At 42.5% G+C, this 16,649-nt stretch carries 14 protein-coding genes and 1 other annotated feature; of the genes, 13 read left to right on the top strand and 1 reads right to left on the bottom strand.

Features of this window, described 5'->3' with window-relative positions; translation table 11 throughout:
* Positions 1-9: 9 nt before the first annotated feature.
* A complete protein-coding gene (gene spoVB / locus K8O68_RS15130) occupies positions 10-1,560 on the bottom strand; it encodes a stage V sporulation protein B (protein ID WP_230897689.1) in 1,551 nt (516 codons plus the stop codon).
* A 162-nt stretch (positions 1,561-1,722) separates the two neighbouring features.
* Between spoVB and K8O68_RS15135 the strand changes: the two genes are divergently transcribed.
* From K8O68_RS15135 to aspS, 13 genes are all read left to right on the top strand, one after another.
* On the top strand, positions 1,723-2,529 hold the full coding sequence (locus K8O68_RS15135) for a DUF368 domain-containing protein (RefSeq protein WP_230897690.1): 807 nt from the start codon (positions 1,723-1,725) through the stop codon (positions 2,527-2,529).
* Between the two features lie 110 nt (positions 2,530-2,639).
* Positions 2,640-2,957 carry a post-transcriptional regulator gene (locus K8O68_RS15140; RefSeq protein ID WP_230897691.1) on the top strand — a complete coding sequence of 106 codons (318 nt, stop codon included), beginning with the start codon at positions 2,640-2,642 and terminating at the stop codon, positions 2,955-2,957.
* Between the two features lie 191 nt (positions 2,958-3,148).
* Positions 3,149-4,465 carry a protein translocase subunit SecD gene (secD, locus tag K8O68_RS15145; RefSeq protein WP_230897692.1) on the top strand — a complete coding sequence of 439 codons (1,317 nt, stop codon included), beginning with the start codon at positions 3,149-3,151 and terminating at the stop codon, positions 4,463-4,465.
* Positions 4,455-5,387: a protein translocase subunit SecF gene (gene secF, locus K8O68_RS15150; protein ID WP_230897693.1), complete on the top strand. Its 933-nt coding sequence runs from the start codon at positions 4,455-4,457 to the stop codon at positions 5,385-5,387. Before secD ends, secF begins: the two co-directional genes overlap by 11 nt.
* A 173-nt stretch (positions 5,388-5,560) precedes the next feature.
* Positions 5,561-6,469, top strand: a complete 909-nt coding sequence (locus K8O68_RS15155) for a cation diffusion facilitator family transporter (RefSeq protein WP_230897694.1) — start codon at positions 5,561-5,563, stop codon at positions 6,467-6,469.
* A gap of 1 nt (position 6,470) precedes the next feature.
* Positions 6,471-6,782: a LapA family protein gene (locus K8O68_RS15160; RefSeq protein WP_230897695.1), complete on the top strand. Its 312-nt coding sequence runs from the start codon at positions 6,471-6,473 to the stop codon at positions 6,780-6,782.
* A 68-nt stretch (positions 6,783-6,850) separates the two neighbouring features.
* Positions 6,851-9,220, top strand: a complete 2,370-nt coding sequence (gene recJ, locus K8O68_RS15165; protein WP_230897696.1) for a single-stranded-DNA-specific exonuclease RecJ — start codon at positions 6,851-6,853, stop codon at positions 9,218-9,220.
* 57 nt (positions 9,221-9,277) lie between these two features.
* Positions 9,278-9,790 (top strand): adenine phosphoribosyltransferase, encoded by a 513-nt coding sequence (locus K8O68_RS15170; RefSeq protein ID WP_230897697.1) that lies wholly within the window; start codon positions 9,278-9,280, stop codon positions 9,788-9,790.
* Between the two features lie 269 nt (positions 9,791-10,059).
* Positions 10,060-12,243 carry a RelA/SpoT family protein gene (locus K8O68_RS15175; RefSeq protein ID WP_230897698.1) on the top strand — a complete coding sequence of 728 codons (2,184 nt, stop codon included), beginning with the start codon at positions 10,060-10,062 and terminating at the stop codon, positions 12,241-12,243.
* 23 nt (positions 12,244-12,266) lie between these two features.
* On the top strand, positions 12,267-12,710 hold the full coding sequence (gene dtd / locus K8O68_RS15180) for a D-aminoacyl-tRNA deacylase (RefSeq protein WP_230897699.1): 444 nt from the start codon (positions 12,267-12,269) through the stop codon (positions 12,708-12,710).
* Positions 12,711-12,770: 60 nt separating this feature from the next.
* Positions 12,771-12,947, top strand: coding sequence for a hypothetical protein (locus K8O68_RS15185; RefSeq protein WP_230897700.1), 177 nt, complete (start codon positions 12,771-12,773; stop codon positions 12,945-12,947).
* A 75-nt stretch (positions 12,948-13,022) separates the two neighbouring features.
* Positions 13,023-13,255 (top strand) — a binding site (T-box leader).
* A gap of 134 nt (positions 13,256-13,389) precedes the next feature.
* Positions 13,390-14,676 (top strand): histidine--tRNA ligase, encoded by a 1,287-nt coding sequence (gene hisS / locus K8O68_RS15190; RefSeq protein WP_230897701.1) that lies wholly within the window; start codon positions 13,390-13,392, stop codon positions 14,674-14,676.
* 2 nt (positions 14,677-14,678) lie between these two features.
* Positions 14,679-16,466 carry an aspartate--tRNA ligase gene (aspS, locus tag K8O68_RS15195; RefSeq protein ID WP_230897702.1) on the top strand — a complete coding sequence of 596 codons (1,788 nt, stop codon included), beginning with the start codon at positions 14,679-14,681 and terminating at the stop codon, positions 16,464-16,466.
* Positions 16,467-16,649 lie beyond the last annotated feature (183 nt).

Below are 16,649 nucleotides of genomic sequence, written 5' to 3' on the forward strand. Positions count from 1 at the left end.
TGGTTTGCATCAAAACCACTTTTTTATAACTGGCATTTTTTTGAGTTCATTTTTATGGATAAGCTTCATGAGCAGGACAAGAGCCATATAGATAACAGATGTAAACAAAATACTGATCACAGTCTGCCATAATAATGAATAATCCTGACTGAGCGAAATCCAGACAAGGCGGCCTGCAAACCCGCTGATTGCCATGGCGGTAAGTACTTTAATAGTGTCACGGAGGTGGACGGTGAAACTTATCGCTTTAACAAGGGTGGCGAAATGGAGCATCGTTACTAACAGAAAACCCAGAACAATAGCTAAGGCTGCGCCCATAATGCCTAATTCAGGGCGGGAAGCGAGGATAAAAATGGCCGCTGTTTTCACTCCTGCCCCTATCAGGCTGTTGATCATCGCAGCTTTTGCCAGGTTAAGAGCCTGAAGGGTTGCCTGAAGAGGTCCTTGAAAATACAAAAAGAGACTGAATGGCGCCATAATTTTCAAATAACTTGCTACTTCAGGAGCATTATAAACCAGGTCCATAACAGGTTCTGCAAAGATATATAAAATAACCACAGCACCACCGCCGGAAATCAGTGCAAAGCGAAGGGCCTGGGCCAAACGGTGATGAATCATTTCATAATTTTTTACAACAGCTGCTTCACTTATAGCAGGAACCAGCGAAACGGATAAAGAATAAGTAATAAACGTAGGCAAGAGCAGCATGGGGATGACATATCCGGCGAGTTCGCCGTACTGAGCGGTAGCCACCACAGTTGCAACTCCGGCAATAGCCAGGCTCTGGGCAACAACAATAGGCTCAAAGAAAAAGGAAAGTGAACCGATCAGCCTGCTGCCTGTTGTAGGGAGCGCAATCGTCATCAAATCATTGAATGTATCTTTCCCTTCTTTGACTTGACTGATAAACTGTTTTCTTACTTTAAACGTTTTTCTCCGTTTAAACATTGTAATCATAAATACAAGAGAAGCAAGCTCTCCAAGCACCACAGAAACCATAGCTCCTGCGGCGGCGTATTCAACCCCGTAAGGCAGGAACAAAGAAGTTAAGGCGGCAACGAAAGTAATTCTTACAACTTGCTCGATCACTTGTGAATAGGCTGTAGGCTTCATGTTCTGCAAGCCTTGGAAGTAGCCTCTGATAACAGATGAAAGAGCGACAATTGGTACAATTGGTGAAATGGCGATTAACGGATAGAAAGCTCTGCTGTCAGTTAAAAAAGTCGAAGAGACAACTGGCGCAAATAAAATCATACAAGCTGTAAAAACAATGCTTAAGGTTCCTGTGACCATGAGGGAAACTGCCAAAATTCGTTTAATTCTTGGCCTGTCGCCTTCCGCGTCTGCTTCAGCGACCAGTTTGGATATGGCAACCGGCAGTCCAAGCTGGGTTAAAGTAATGACAAGCAGTAATGTAGGCACAGCCATCATATACAGGCCGACCCCTTCAGCACCCATTATCCGTGCAACAACTATTTTATTAATAAAGCCGAGAATCCGCGTAACTAACCCTGCTAAAATTAGAATAACGGCTCCTTTTAAAAAAGTTTGTCTAGTCATTCCGGTCCCTACTTTCTTTTCAAAAATCATAGATTTTTTCGCTAAAGATGTATATGCTGAAAAGGTGGCCAAGCATGACAAGGTTTGAAAAATAAATATATATTTTTTAAATCTGCTAATATACATAGTGAAAAAGGGACAAACAAAGGAGAAGTGAAAAGGGTGGAATGGAAAAATATTTACAGGGGGATGCTGATGGGAGTCAGTAACATTATCCCGGGGGTGAGTGCAGGGACGATTGCACTCGTTTTAGGCATTTATGATAGATTAATTGTTTCGATCAGTGATTTTTTCAGCCCTAGGTGGCGTCAGACCTTAGGGTTCCTGATACCTTTAGGGATAGGAATTATCGGAGCGATTATGGCCTTCGGCAGACTGATAACGTGGCTGATCACCCACTTTGAACAGCCGACGCAGTTTTTCTTTTTAGGGCTTATCATCGGTGTCGTCCCGCTGCTCTTTAAACAGTCAGATATGAAAAGAAAATTTAAGGCGCTACATTACACAGTTCTTATTCTTACTGCTTCACTCGTCGGCACTATAGGTATTATAAATCCTGACGAGGCGGCTGTCGTACTGGACCTGACAATGGTTAACGGCATCTGGTTTTTTATTGCCGGCTGGGTGGCCAGCATGTCATTGCTTCTTCCAGGAATGAGCGGAGCGCTCGTTCTCATTCTGTTCGGCGTTTATTACACAGCAATGAACGCCCTGGCTACGCTGGATTTACCTGTTATATTCATTCTGGCTTCAGGAATAATTGTCGGTTTTGTGATAAGCAGTAAGTTTATTAAATACTTGCTTAACAATTACCCGTATATGACTTACGCCGCTATAATAGGCCTTCTGCTCGGGTCGTGTGTGCTTGTTTACCCGGGATTTGGCAACGGGGGGGCTCAAGTTTTCCCAAGCCTTCTCACTTTCGCTGCTGGCGCTTATACAGCTCTTATGCTAGGTTCAAAAAAATAGTTTGCTGCTTAAAAGTGATCCTGCTGTTTTTTTCTGTTTCTGTTAAGCAGCCGGAACAACAGTGACTAAGCTCTCTCTAAAACAATTTATTATTCGAGGAGGAAAACTAAATGGCGATAGAACAGTGGAGTTACTGGAAAATTAAGCTGGAGCCAATTATTCAAAGTAAAGTGGAAGAGTGGCACATGCTCGGTTACGAAAACGTAACTGAGAAAGATGTATGGGAATGTTTTATTGCTAAAATGGAAAAAAATAAAGACAAGCCCGATAAAATAAGGACACACTGGATTGCAGCTGAACTTTTCAGACTTAAAGCCAATGACTATATGAATTTATTAACTATTGAAGCTTATAAGGGGCCTGACTGGTTTGACCGCGATGAACCTGTGGATGTCAGGTTAAATACTTATGGGGAAGACCACGCTTAGGGGTTCTGCCTGATATTGACACTGGTTTTTCAATATCGCTATAATGGTACTACTGGTTTACAGAAACAGCTGTATTACTTTAGCTTTTTTAGCTGCAGAGTTTGAGATATACGAAACGTTTAACCAAACGGTCCTGCTTTCCGTTCAGGACCGTATCGTTATGTGGATTTGTGAAGGAGGATCATGCGTTCATGAAAAAGAGAAAAGGGGTCAGAAAAGGGCTGATTGTTGCATTCTTTGCCATAATAATTGCATTAGGCGCTCTAATTGCAACAAATGTCCAGGACCATGCCGAAGATATTAGTTTAGGGCTGGACCTTCAGGGAGGCTTTGAAGTTTTATATGAAGTGGAGCCGGTCGATGAAGGAAGCGAAGTGAACAGGGAACTGCTCAGTGACACTGTCAGTGCGTTAAATGCGCGGATCGATGTCCTGGGTGTGTCAGAACCAAATATTACAATTGAAGGAGAAGACCGTATCCGGGTACAGTTGGCGGGTGTTACCGATCAGGCGGCAGCCCGTGAATTATTATCGACTGAAGCACGTCTTTCATTCAGGGATGTAAATGATGAATTAAAAATGGACGGGTCTGATTTAGTTGAAGGAGGAGCGAGACAAAGCTTCCACCCTGAGACTAACCAGCCGATTGTAACAGTAACAGTTGATGATCCCACTCTTTTCGAAGAGATAACCAGAGATTTAAGCAACCGTCCTCCTGGAGAAAACATCCTGGCAATATGGCTGGACTATAACGAAGAAGATTCTTTTGAAGAAGAAATGGCAAAAGAAGATTCCAAAATCGTTTCAGCGCCTACAGTCAGGAACGTCATTCCTAGCAGGGATGTGATGATCGAAGGCGGTTTCACCGTGGATTCAGCTCAGGATCTTGCCGGAATATTAAATGCAGGGGCATTGCCGGTGGAATTGACTGAACTGCAGGCTGAATCAGTAGGAGCGTCTTTAGGTGAACGATCCATGGATATGGCTATAAACGCCGGCATGGTTGGTGTAGCGCTCATATTTACTTATATGCTTGTTTACTACCGTTTTATGGGTATAATTGCTGTTTTAACTCTCACGGCATATATCTACTTAGTGCTTGTTGTCTTTAATTGGTTAAACGCTGTTCTGACACTTCCTGGTATAGCTGCGTTAATCTTGGGAGTGGGTATGGCAGTAGATGCTAATATTATTACTTTTGAGCGGATAAAAGATGAATTGCGTTCTGGCAAATCGACGATCAGCGCTTTCCGTGCCGGAAGCCGCCGCTCGTTATCGACCATACTTGATGCGAATATTACGACTATCCTGGCTGCCGGTGTCCTTTTCTACTTTGGCACCAGTGCTGTTCAAGGCTTTGCTGTTATGCTGATTGTCAGTATTTTAACAAGCTTTATCACTGCTGTGTTCGGGGCGCGCCTGTTGCTGGGGCTGTGGGTGAACAGCCGTATTCTCAACAAAAAGCCCCGCATGTTCGGCGTGAAGGAGCGTGAAATCAGTGAACTTTGATCACGAACAAACAAAACTCGATTTTATAAAGCATAGAAAGAAGTTTTTTATCTTTTCGGCAGTATTTCTGTTAACAGGTGTCATTCTTCTGGCGACCTTAGGATTAAACCTGGGAATAGATTTTCAGAGTGGAACGACTATAGATGTCATGGCTGAGGAAACAGTAACAGCCAATGAAATTAATGAACATTTTGAAGAAGTAGGGCTTACTCCGGACGACATTACGCTTGCCGGCGAAAATAATGAGATCGGACGCGCCTCCTTTATTGGCGGATTGAACCAGGAAGAAACGTTGGCGGTGCAAAGTCATTTTGAAGATGTATACGGCAACACGCCAAACGTTAGTACAGTAACGCCGATTGTCGGGGAAGAGTTAGCCCGGAATGCAGTGATTTCAGTTCTTATTGCTGCAGTGGGCATTATTGTTTATGTCACTGTCCGATTTGAATTTTTATACGGTATCTCGGCGATTATAGCCTTATTTCATGACGCACTTTTCATTCTTGCCATTTTCAGCATCGTACAAATGGAGGTCAACATTCCATTCATTGCGGCGGTTCTCACGATTATCGGTTATTCAATTAACGATACGATCGTAACGTTTGACCGTATTCGTGAGAATATGAAATTTGAGAAAAGAGTAAAAGACTTTACCGACTTAGCCAGAGTGGTCAACAAAAGCCTGGTGCAGACTCTCGCACGGTCAATCAACACTGTCCTGACAGTCGTGTTTGCTGCGGGTGCGCTGTTTATACTTGGCGGTGAAGGCCTCAGGACGTTTTCGTTTGCTCTTGTGGTCGGCCTGGTAGCAGGAACTTACTCCTCACTCTTTATTGCTGCACAAATCTGGCTGGTGCTGAAATCACGCCAGCTGAAAAAAATCCGTTACCGCAAGGTACAGACGGAACAACCGGAAGCATAAAGAAAACGGCGCCCAGCGCCGTTTTTTTATTGGACTAAGGGAATGTTAAAAGTTAGTGATTATATGGAGCACCCCTGACCAGATTATTTAGAAATAATTTGGTTCCAGTGTATAAAAACGGTAAGATAAAACCAAAGATGTGACTAGTTGTGAAACTTAAGGAAGTGGTTAATATGACAAGTCAGGACCAGGATATCAGGTATAAAAAAGTGCGCTTTGGCGCGTGGGTAGGTATTGCAGGTAATGTCGTCTTAGCTGTGCTGAAAGGAATCATAGGTATGCTCGCAGACAGCCGCGCCTTAGTTGCTGATGCCGTGCACTCAGCTTCAGATGTGGTTGGCTCTGTAGCAGTTCTGATCGGTATAAGGGCCGCTAAACAGCCTCCGGATGAAGACCACCCCTATGGACACGGAAAAGCTGAAACAGTTACGGCAATTATAGTGGCTGTCCTGTTGTTTGTGGTCGGACTGGAAATCGCTATTAGTGCTGTCCGTTCTTTTTATGAACCGATAGCTGTTCCCGGAATAATTGCTATCTATGCTATTTTATTTTCTATTGTTGTGAAAGAATTAATGTTTAGGTATAAAATCTTTTTGGGTAAAAAATATAAGAGCGATGCTTTAATCACTGATGCCTGGCATCATCGTTCTGACGTCTTTTCTTCACTGGCTGCATTAGTGGGTGTCGGTGCTTCAATTATTGGCGGAAACATCGGATTAGACTGGCTGGTTTATATGGATCCTGCAGCTGGAATTTTTGTATCTCTTTTGATTATGAAAATGGGCTGGAAATTGGGCAGTGAAGCGATTCATAACACTCTTGACCACGTCCTCCATGAAGAAGACACAGTTGATATGTTCGAAAAAGCCGGCAGGGTAAAAGGTGTACTTAAAATTGACGAACTTCTGGCAAGAGAGCACGGCCATTATGTCATAGTGGATATAAAAATAGCAGTTGATCCGCAAATCACAGTGGAAGAAGGACACAGTATCGGAAAAGAAGTTAAAAAAGAGCTGATGGAAGATGGGTACGTCCAGGACGTCCGCGTCCATATCAATCCTTATACGAGAGAGGAGACATAAAATGAAGGGACAATGGGGTTTAATTACAGGTCTCATTTTCGTGCTTATCATTGCTATTTTTGCTGTTATTAATGTAGACCCTGTAGAAGTTAATTATTTATTCGGCCAAAACGAGTGGCCGCTTGTACTCATTATCCTCGGTTCAGTCCTTATGGGCGGACTTATTGTCGGCAGTGTGGGGATGGTTAAAATTCACCGCCTTCAGCAGGAAATTAAACAGTTAAAATCACACAGTGGAGATGCTAAAAGAAAGGATAAAAAAGAATCAGGTAAGCCTGATGATCCTTCCGGACAACATAAAAAACATGTTTAATGGTCCTTTGATTCATTGCTCCCGCTCCTGACCTTTTGTATAATAAGTGAGTCAGGGGTGGTTTTTTTATGCTTTCTTCACAAGCAGTATGGAATGTAACGGAAATTGATGAAGAAGAAGTTGGTCTTCTTGCAGATAAAATAGGAATATCAAAAATTGCGGCAAGGTTTCTTGTCCAGCGCGGAATTAAAACTAAAGAAGAAATAGACGCGTTTTTACATATGGATGAAGAGGCTGTACATGATCCTTTTCAATTGAAAGATATGCATAAGGCTGTTGGAAGAATTAAAACAGCCATTCAGGACGGGGAGCGCATCCTTATTTTTGGAGATTATGATGCGGATGGCGTGACCAGCACGTCGCTTATGTATATGACACTCAGGGAAATCGGAGCCGAAGCCGGATTCTATGTTCCGAACAGGTTTACGGAAGGATATGGGCCAAATGAGAATGCCTTTCGGCAGGCGGCGGAAGAAGGTGTCTCTTTAATTATTACAGTGGATACAGGTATTTCTGCTGTCCATGAAGCTCAAGTGGCAAAAGAACTGGGTATAGATTTAATTATTACAGATCACCATGAACCGCCGCCGGACATCCCCGAGGGATTTGCCGTAATTAATCCTAAACAGGAAGGGTGTTCTTATCCGAACAGCCATCTGGCCGGAGTAGGGGTAGCTTTCAAAGTAGCCCAGGCGCTGCTTGGCAGAATCCCTGAAGAATACTATGATCTGGCTGCTATTGGAACGGTAGCCGATCTCGTATCACTACAGGGGGAAAACAGATTTTTAACAATAAAAGGGGTACAATCGCTCTCAAGGTATCAGCGTCCGGGTTTAAAAGCTTTATTAGAACGGACAGGCTCTAACCCTCAGGAACTGAATGAAGAGCAGATCGGTTTTCTAATCGGACCCAGGCTTAACGCAGCCGGAAGGCTTGATGCTGCCGACCCGGCAGTTGAGTTATTAATTACCGGGGATTTGGCAGAAGCCGATGAGTTAGCACAAATGGTTGATGATCTGAATAAAGAAAGGCAAAAAATTGTAAAAGAAATTGCCGCAGAAGCTGAGGCCAAAGTAGAAGAAGCAGGCGTTCCGCCTGTCATTGTAGTTGGGAATGAAGGATGGAATGCAGGGGTTATTGGCATTGTAGCCAGCAGGCTTGTAGAAAAGTATTACCGGCCTGTGATCGTCTTAAGTTACGATCAAGAGACAGGGTTAGCGAAAGGGTCAGCCAGAAGTATTAAAGGTTTCGATATGTTCCGCTCACTGTCCCAGTGCAGGGAATGGCTTCCGCATTTCGGAGGGCACCCTATGGCGGCCGGAATGACTTTAAAAATTGAACATGTAGAACTTTTAAAGAATAAACTGACCGACATCGCACTAAACAGCTTATCGGAAGATGATTGGAAAAAATCTCTGGATATCGATCTTCCAGTATCATTGGAAGAGGTTTCCCTTCAGGCTATTTACGACTTGCAGCAAATGGCGCCGTTTGGGATGGGGAATCCTGCTCCTAAATTCTTAATCAATGATGTCAATCTTCAAATGATTAAAAAAATTGGTGCCAATGGGGACCATTTAAAATTGGTTGTAGAAAATACCGGGAAAGATAAACAGCTGGATTGTATCGGTTTCAGAATGGGGGATTTGCATGACCATATTTCCCCTCTGTCAAGAGTATCGGCAGTAGGCAAGCTGGCAGTTAATGAATGGAACGGGCAAAGCAAACCGCAATTTATTATAGAAGATTTAAAAGTAAAGGAATGGCAGCTATTTGATTTCAGGGGAGATAAGAGGCTGTGGCAAAATGAGCCTTTTATGAACCTCAGGCATTGTACAGTAGTGGTGTTTCAGGAGTCTTCAAGTAAATGGTTCAGCCGCTTGCCCAACCATTGGGAAATAGTCAGGTACTTTGATGAGAGTGCAGAACTTGAAAAAATTGAGAAGGCTGATAATATACTGTTATTGGATTTGCCTGACTCTACCGAGGCTATTAAACAGGTTATCAGCAGGGCTCATAAACTTGAAAGGCTTTATGCAGCATTTATCCATGAGAAAGACTATTTCTTTGAAGCGGTTCCTACAAGGGACCAGTTTAAATGGTTTTACGGGTTTCTGTTAAAACGGCAATCATTTGATATAAAAAACAGAACACATGAACTGGCAAAGTATAAAGGCTGGTCAGAAAACGCTGTCCAATTTATGAGTAAGGTGTTTTTTGAACTGGATTTTGTTAAAATGAACAATGGTGTAATTGAAATAAACCCCCAGCCGCAAAAGAAAGATCTAACTGCATCATCTACTTATCAAAAACATCTTGAACTAAGTCATATTGAAAATGAATTATATTATTCATCCTACCGTTCGTTAAAACTTTGGATGGACCGGGTTATAAATAACGATCAATTACCATCGGCAATACAGGCTCAATTTAGCTAATATAGAGATGAATGCTGGAGAAATAATATAGTCAAGGTGAAATTAGGAGGAAACATTATGGATTTTAAGCAGTACATTACTGTAGTTGAGGATTTTCCAAAAGAAGGAGTGCGTTTTAAAGACATTACGACATTGATGGAAGACGGCGAAGCATACAAGCAGGCAATTGATGAAATGGTAAAGTATGCACAAGACAGAAATATTGATGTCGTAGTTGGCCCTGAAGCGAGAGGGTTTGTAGTTGGCTGTCCAATCGCATATTCTTTAGAGATCGGTTTTGTTCCTGTGCGTAAGGCAGGGAAACTTCCAAGAGAAGTGCTGGAAGTGGATTACGGCCTTGAGTATGGAAAAGACTCGTTAAACATTCACAAAAGTTCAATTAACCCCGGCCAAAGAGTATTAATTACAGATGACCTTTTAGCAACCGGCGGAACAATTGAAGCGACCATCAAAATGGTGGAAAAACTTGGCGGCATTGTAGCGGGCATTGCTTTTATGATTGAACTCAGTTATTTAGACGGCAGGGATAAGCTGGAAAATTATGATGTGTTCAGTTTAATGGAATATTAAATCAGACAGGGGTGCTTGAGAGCACTCCTCCTGCTGTATACTTTAAGTAATAAAAAATGCTATTATTATAAAAAATATGTTATGCTTATTGAAAGTCTTTTCTCCGGAAGAGACCCTTTTTTTATAAACTAATTCGACAAATTTCACGTCGCTTTACAAGACGAATAAATTTATTAATAATAGAGATAACTTCTAAATTTTTGATATATTTGCTCATTTTTGGAAAAACGGTTTTTCCAATAAATTTTTAGGATGATTTAGGTGATTCCATGACTAGTGAACAAGTACTAAAAAAAGCAAGTGAATATTTATCCGATAAGGATGTTGCCTTTTTGCGGAAAGCTTATGAGATGGCCGACTACGCCCATAGTGAGCAGTACCGTAAATCCGGTGAGCCTTATATCTGGCATCCGGTTCAAGTAGCGGGCATCCTGGTTGAACTAGGTATGGATCCTAATACAGTAGCAGCTGCCTTTCTTCATGATGTAGTGGAAGATACAGATATTTCTCTTGAAGAACTGGAGAAGCAGTTCGGTGAAGAAGTAGCCATGCTTGTTGACGGAGTAACGAAACTTGGAAAAATCAAATATAAATCTAAAGAAGAGCAGCAGGCCGAGAACCACCGCAAAATGTTTGTAGCTATGGCCAGGGATATCAGAGTCATCCTTATTAAACTTGCTGACAGGCTTCATAATATGAGGACTTTAAAGCATCTTCCGCCGGAAAAACAAAGGCGTATAGCTAATGAGACACTGGAAATTTTCGCACCCCTGGCGCACCGTCTTGGTATCTCCACAATTAAGTGGGAACTGGAAGATACATCTTTACGATATTTAAATCCGCAGCAATATTACCGTATTGTTAATCTCATGAAGAAAAAGCGGGCTGAACGTGAAGACTATATAGAAGAGGTTCAAAATAAGATTAAGGAACGGCTGGCGAGTATGAATGTGCAGGCTGAAATTAACGGCCGCGCAAAGCACATTTACAGTATATACCGTAAAATGGTCCTTCAAAATAAACAGTTTAATGAAATATATGACCTTCTTGCGGTAAGGATTATAGTAAAAAGCATCAAAGACTGTTACGCGGTACTGGGGACCATCCATACTCACTGGAAGCCAATGCCCGGCCGTTTTAAAGATTATATTGCCATGCCGAAAGCCAACATGTACCAGTCCCTTCATACGACTGTCATCGGGCCGAAAGGTGATCCTCTTGAAGTGCAAATCCGGTCGGAGGATATGCACAAAGTAGCTGAGTTCGGGGTTGCGGCTCATTGGGCATACAAAGAAGGGAAAACGGTTAATGATTCAGAGTCTTTAGAAACAAAGATGTCCTGGTTCAGGGAAATTCTTGAATGGCAAAATGATGCAAATGATGCTCAGGAATTTATGGAATCACTTAAAATTGATCTGTTTTCCGATATGGTCTTTGTGTTCACTCCTAAAGGGGACGTTATCGAGCTTCCAAAAGGATCAGTACCTTTAGATTTTGCCTACAGGATTCACACTGAAGTAGGGAACCGCTGTATCGGATCTAAAGTTAACGGAAAAATGGTTCCCCTCGACCACCAGCTGAAGACAGGGGATATCGTGGAGGTTCTTACTTCAAAGCATTCCTACGGACCAAGCCAGGACTGGCTTAAGATTACTCAAAGCTCTCATGCTAAAAATAAAATCAGACAATGGTTTAAAAAAGAGCGGCGTGAAGAAAATGTGGAAAAAGGCCGGGATCAGGTAGAGAAAGAAATTGAGAAAAAAGGTTATCCTCTTAAGGAAGTGCTGACTGCTGAAAATATTGAGCGCGTAGCAGACAAATTCAGTTTTTCTTCAGAAGAAGATATGTACGCTGCTGTAGGTTATAACGGTATTACTGCGGCGCAAATTGTTACGAGGCTCACAGATGATATTCGTAAAAAGCAGGACGAAGAACAGGAAACTCAATCGCTGTCTGAAGCGGTTGAGGAATTGAAACCCCAGGAGAAAACCGTTAGCAAGACAAGCACCGGCGTGCGTGTTAAAGGGATTGATAATTTGCTGATCCGTTTATCAAGATGCTGCAATCCTGTTCCAGGGGATGATATCGTCGGTTATATAACGAAAGGACGAGGAGTGTCCATTCACCGGGAAGACTGTCCTAATATTAATAATGAAGAAGCGAATACACGGCTTTTGCCTGTAGAGTGGGAAGGCAATCATCAGAAACCGAAAAACTATAATGTGGATATTGAAATTTCAGGTTATGACCGGAGAGCGCTGCTTAATGATGTTCTTCAGGCTGTAGCGGAAACTAAAACAAACATTAATGCGGTTTCGGGAAAATCTGATAAAAATAAGATGGCCACTATTAATATGACCATCTCCATTCAAAATATCTCCCACCTTCAGCGGGTTGTAGACAGAATTAAACAGATTTCAGATATATATTCTGTCCGGAGAATTATGCATTAACATTAACAGAGAGGTAGATCAGTATGAAGGTTGTCGTACAGCGCTCGTTGGAAGCAAAGGTGACTGTAAATGAAGAAGAGGTGGGAGCGATCGGCCATGGTCTTGTTCTTCTTGTCGGGATCACCCATGAAGATACTGCCGAAGATGCCCATTATACAGCAGATAAAATAGCAAATCTCAGACTTTTTGAAGATGAGAATGAAAAGTTAAATTTATCTGTCCAGGACGTGGGCGGCCAGATTTTGTCGATCTCTCAATTTACTCTTTACGGGGACTGCCGGAAAGGGCGCCGTCCAAACTTTATGGCAGCTGCTAAGCCTGAACAGGCAGAAAGCCTTTATGAGGAATTTAATGACCGGCTCAGGAAAGCTCACGGCCTTAAAGTAGAAACAGGATCTTTCGGTGCAATGATGAATGTTTCATTTACAAATCATGGACCGGTCACCTTAATTGTGGAAAGTAAATGAAAATGAGTAAATCCCCTTTTTTATGGCTACAATGAAGTTAAAAAGAAGGGGGCTTTACTCATGCGATCAGGATTCAACCATGAAAAATTTACAGCTGCCGAAAGCCGGCTTATGAATCCGGATTTGCAGCGGTTTTCAGAAGCTGAACAGGGAGAAACCCTGTTTGAATCACTCTCAGAAACCGGGTTGTCAATCAGAGAGGTCAGAGCTCTGAAGAAAAAGCTCGAACGAAATTAAAGCACAGTTCTGTAAATAGAGGTTGACACATTTGAATACAATTCGTATGATAGATTAAAATTCAAGAAATACTTTTCAACACCGTTTTGAGGGAGCATAGTAATAGAGATTTTCAAAAACAGAGAGGAAATGCCTGGGCTGGAAGCATTTCTATTTGAACCTTTATGAATGAACACTCCTTAGGTATTTTTTCGAAACCTTTTGAGGCAGTAGGAAGAATCGTAAATCAGGCGTTAACTGATCTAAGTGGAAGCTTTTTATCAGCTTCAATTAGGGTGGCACCACGGGAATTAACTCTCGTCCCTGACAAGTTCAGGGGTGGGGGTTTTTTATATTGTCAAATTTTATTATATAAGTGCTGTTAAAGGTAAATACGATTAATATTAACTGCAAAATTTAACAGATCCTTTATTAAAAAGTATAGATGTCAGGAGGAAACAGTATGAAGTATAAAATCCCGCGAGGTACTCAGGATATTCTGCCTTCCGAGTCAAAGAAATGGCAGTATATTGAGCAGAAAGCACATGACCTTTGCAGAAGGTACAATTATAAAGAAATACGCACACCTGTTTTTGAACAGACGGAATTGTTCGCACGGGGAGTGGGCGATACAACTGATATTGTCCAAAAGGAAATGTATACGTTTGAAGACCGTGGAGGGCGCAGCTTAACCCTGCGGCCTGAAGGGACGGCTTCTACGGTAAGGGCATTTGTAGAAAATAAAATGCACGGGTGGGCTGACCAGCCAGTCAAACTTTACTACATAGGGCCAATGTTCAGATATGAACGTCCCCAATCAGGAAGAATGCGGCAGTTTGTTCAGCTCGGAGTAGAAGCAATGGGCAGTGATGACCCGGCGGTGGATGCAGAAGTTATCGGGCTGGCGATGGATTTTTACCAGGAACTTGGTTTGAATAATTTAAAGCTTGTGATTAACAGCCTGGGAGATGCTGAAAGCCGGAACAATCACCGCAATGCGCTTATCAGTCACTTTAAGCCGCGTATTTCAGAGTTCTGCGGTGACTGCCAAACAAGGCTGGAGAAAAACCCTCTCAGAATTTTAGATTGCAAAGTAGACAAGGATCACGAGCTCATGAAGACAGCTCCATCAATACTGGATTATCTAAACAATGAGTCAAAAGAGTATTTTGACCAGGTTAAAAAGTATCTCACAGATATGAATATTGCTTTTGAAGTGGATTCTCGTCTTGTTCGCGGTCTTGATTATTATAATAATACAGCCTTTGAGATTATGATTGACGGAGAAGGCTTCGGAGCCATTACTACCCTTACAGGCGGAGGACGGTATAACGGGCTTGTAGAAGAAATCGGCGGCCCTGCCACTCCCGGTATTGGTTTTGCTTTAAGCATTGAAAGGCTTTTGATGGCTCTTGAAACTCAGGGAATTGAGCTTCCTGTGGACCAGGGGCTGGACGCTTATATTGTCACAATGGGAGAAGCGGCCAAAAACGCCGCGCCAAAGCTTCTTCACCAGTTAAGAAAAGAAGGAGTTAAAGTGGATGCCGATTATATGAAAAAGAAAGTTAAGGGCCAAATGAAAGCAGCCGACCGCCAGCAGGCTAATTATGTATTGATATTAGGCGAAGATGAACTAGCAGAAAATAGTGTCATGATGAAAACAATGAAAACCGGGGATCAGGAACTGGTGCCCCTTAATGAAATAAAAGATAAAATTTTCAAAGCTGACTATGCAGAAGGAAGGGATTAATTGTGAAAGAACGTTCACATGTGTGCGGAAAAGTTCAGGAAGAATTAATAGGCCGGACGGTCACACTCCAAGGGTGGGTCAAGAAACGCCGTGATCTAGGCCAGGTCATCTTTGTGGATTTACGCGACCGCTCCGGCCACGTTCAGGTGGTATTTAATGGGGAAGAAAACAGTGAAGCCCACCAAGTAGCCGAGAAAGTCAGAAATGAATACGTTATTGAAGTAACAGGCAGTGTGGTAGCAAGGGATGAAGAAAACGTTAATGATAAAATTGCCACTGGTAAAGTGGAAGTCATGGCTGAAGAGATTCACATTTTAAATGCAGCTAAAGGACTCCCGTTTATGATTGAAGATGAAGAAGAGATTTCTGAGGACGTGCGCTTGAAATACCGTTATCTTGATTTACGCCGGCCAAAAATGCATGACACGATGTATACGAGGTACCGTACGACTAAATTGATCCGTGATATTTTAGATGAACAGAACTTTATGGAAGTAGAAACACCTATGCTGACTAAAAGTACGCCTGAAGGGGCGCGTGACTATCTTGTGCCGTCAAGAGTGCACCACGGGGAGTTTTATGCTCTGCCCCAGTCTCCTCAGCTTTTCAAACAACTGCTGATGGTTTCAGGCTTTGAGCGTTATTATCAGATTGCACGCTGTTTCAGGGATGAAGACTTAAGAGCTGACAGGCAGCCGGAATTTACTCAAGTGGATATTGAAGCTTCTTTCATGGGAAAAGAGACTTTACTTTCGATGATGGAAGATATGATGGTGAGAATTGTTAAAGAAATAAAAGGTATTGACGTTCCTAAACCTTTTCCAAGACTTACTTACGAAGAAGCTATGAACCGGTTTGGTTCCGATAAGCCGGATACCCGTTACGGGATGGAATTAAAAGATGTCTCTGAACAGGTGGCAGAAAGTGATTTTAAAGTTTTTGCCAATACTGTTAAGAACGGCGGAGTAGTTAAAGGAATTTGTGTCAAAGGAGTATCAGATCAATACTCCCGAAAAGACCTGGACAGTCTGGGATCCTTTGTAGAAATCTATGGAGCAAAAGGGCTCGCATGGTTAAAAGTAGAAGAGAACCACACATTGAAAGGGCCAATTGCCAAATTCTTTGACGAAGATAAAGCTTCAGGGCTAATTAACAGTTTTGAGGCAGAAGCAGGAGATATCCTTTTCTTCGTAGCAGATAAGAAACAGGTAGCCTGGGACGCGTTAGGAGCGTTACGGATTAAATTCGCCAAGGAACTTAACCTTGTTAACTATGAAGAATTTAATTTCCTGTGGGTCACAGAATTCCCGTTACTCTCTTATGATGAAGATGCAGGAAGGTATGTGGCAGAACACCATCCCTTCACCCGTCCGGTAAAAGAAGATCAGGAACTTCTTGAAACCTCTCCTGAAAAAGTAAAAGCAGATGCCTATGACCTTGTGTTGAATGGATATGAACTCGGAGGCGGATCTCAGCGTATTTTCGAAAGGGAGCTTCAGGAAAAAATGTTTTCAGCTCTCGGCTTCTCTGATGAGGAAGCTAAAAGCCAGTTCGGGTTTTTACTGGATGCCTTTGAGTACGGGACGCCGCCTCACGGAGGGATTGCTTTGGGACTTGACCGGCTGGTTATGATTCTGGCCGGAAGAACGAACTTACGTGAAACGATTGCCTTTCCAAAAACAGCCAGTGCCAGCTGCCTGTTAACAAATGCTCCGAGCAGTGTAAGTGATGCCCAGCTTGATGAATTGAATCTCTCTGTCATACCTAAAAAACAGGAGACCGGCGAATAAATTAAAAAAGTTTCTAAAATAAATCCGTTTATGAAAATGGCCCTCACTTCGGTGAGGGGCCTGGAGGCTGGGACAAAACCCAGTGAATAAGAATGGCCCTCACTAATGTGAGAGCCATTTTTTTATATCTCATATTATTATGGGTTGCTTGTTCAAAAATACACTCGCTTGCCGCGGGCAAGG

The sequence above is a fragment of the Salipaludibacillus sp. CUR1 genome (assembly GCF_021028955.1).
Taxonomy (GTDB): domain Bacteria; phylum Bacillota; class Bacilli; order Bacillales; family Salisediminibacteriaceae; genus Salipaludibacillus.

Bases quoted from the DNA above. Each gene is read 5' to 3' on its own strand.
- secD (WP_230897692.1), top strand. From the start codon at position 3,149: ATGAAAAAGAGAAAAGGGGTCAGAAAAGGGCTGATTGTTGCATTCTTT.
- K8O68_RS15185 (WP_230897700.1), top strand. From the start codon at position 12,771: ATGCGATCAGGATTCAACCATGAAAAATTTACAGCTGCCGAAAGCCGG.
- K8O68_RS15160 (WP_230897695.1), top strand. From the start codon at position 6,471: ATGAAGGGACAATGGGGTTTAATTACAGGTCTCATTTTCGTGCTTATC.
- K8O68_RS15170 (WP_230897697.1), top strand. From the start codon at position 9,278: ATGGATTTTAAGCAGTACATTACTGTAGTTGAGGATTTTCCAAAAGAA.
- dtd (WP_230897699.1), top strand. From the start codon at position 12,267: ATGAAGGTTGTCGTACAGCGCTCGTTGGAAGCAAAGGTGACTGTAAAT.
- K8O68_RS15155 (WP_230897694.1), top strand. From the start codon at position 5,561: ATGACAAGTCAGGACCAGGATATCAGGTATAAAAAAGTGCGCTTTGGC.
- recJ (WP_230897696.1), top strand. From the start codon at position 6,851: ATGCTTTCTTCACAAGCAGTATGGAATGTAACGGAAATTGATGAAGAA.
- K8O68_RS15175 (WP_230897698.1), top strand. From the start codon at position 10,060: ATGACTAGTGAACAAGTACTAAAAAAAGCAAGTGAATATTTATCCGAT.
- K8O68_RS15140 (WP_230897691.1), top strand. From the start codon at position 2,640: ATGGCGATAGAACAGTGGAGTTACTGGAAAATTAAGCTGGAGCCAATT.
- hisS (WP_230897701.1), top strand. From the start codon at position 13,390: ATGAAGTATAAAATCCCGCGAGGTACTCAGGATATTCTGCCTTCCGAG.
- spoVB (WP_230897689.1), bottom strand. From the start codon at position 1,560: ATGACTAGACAAACTTTTTTAAAAGGAGCCGTTATTCTAATTTTAGCA.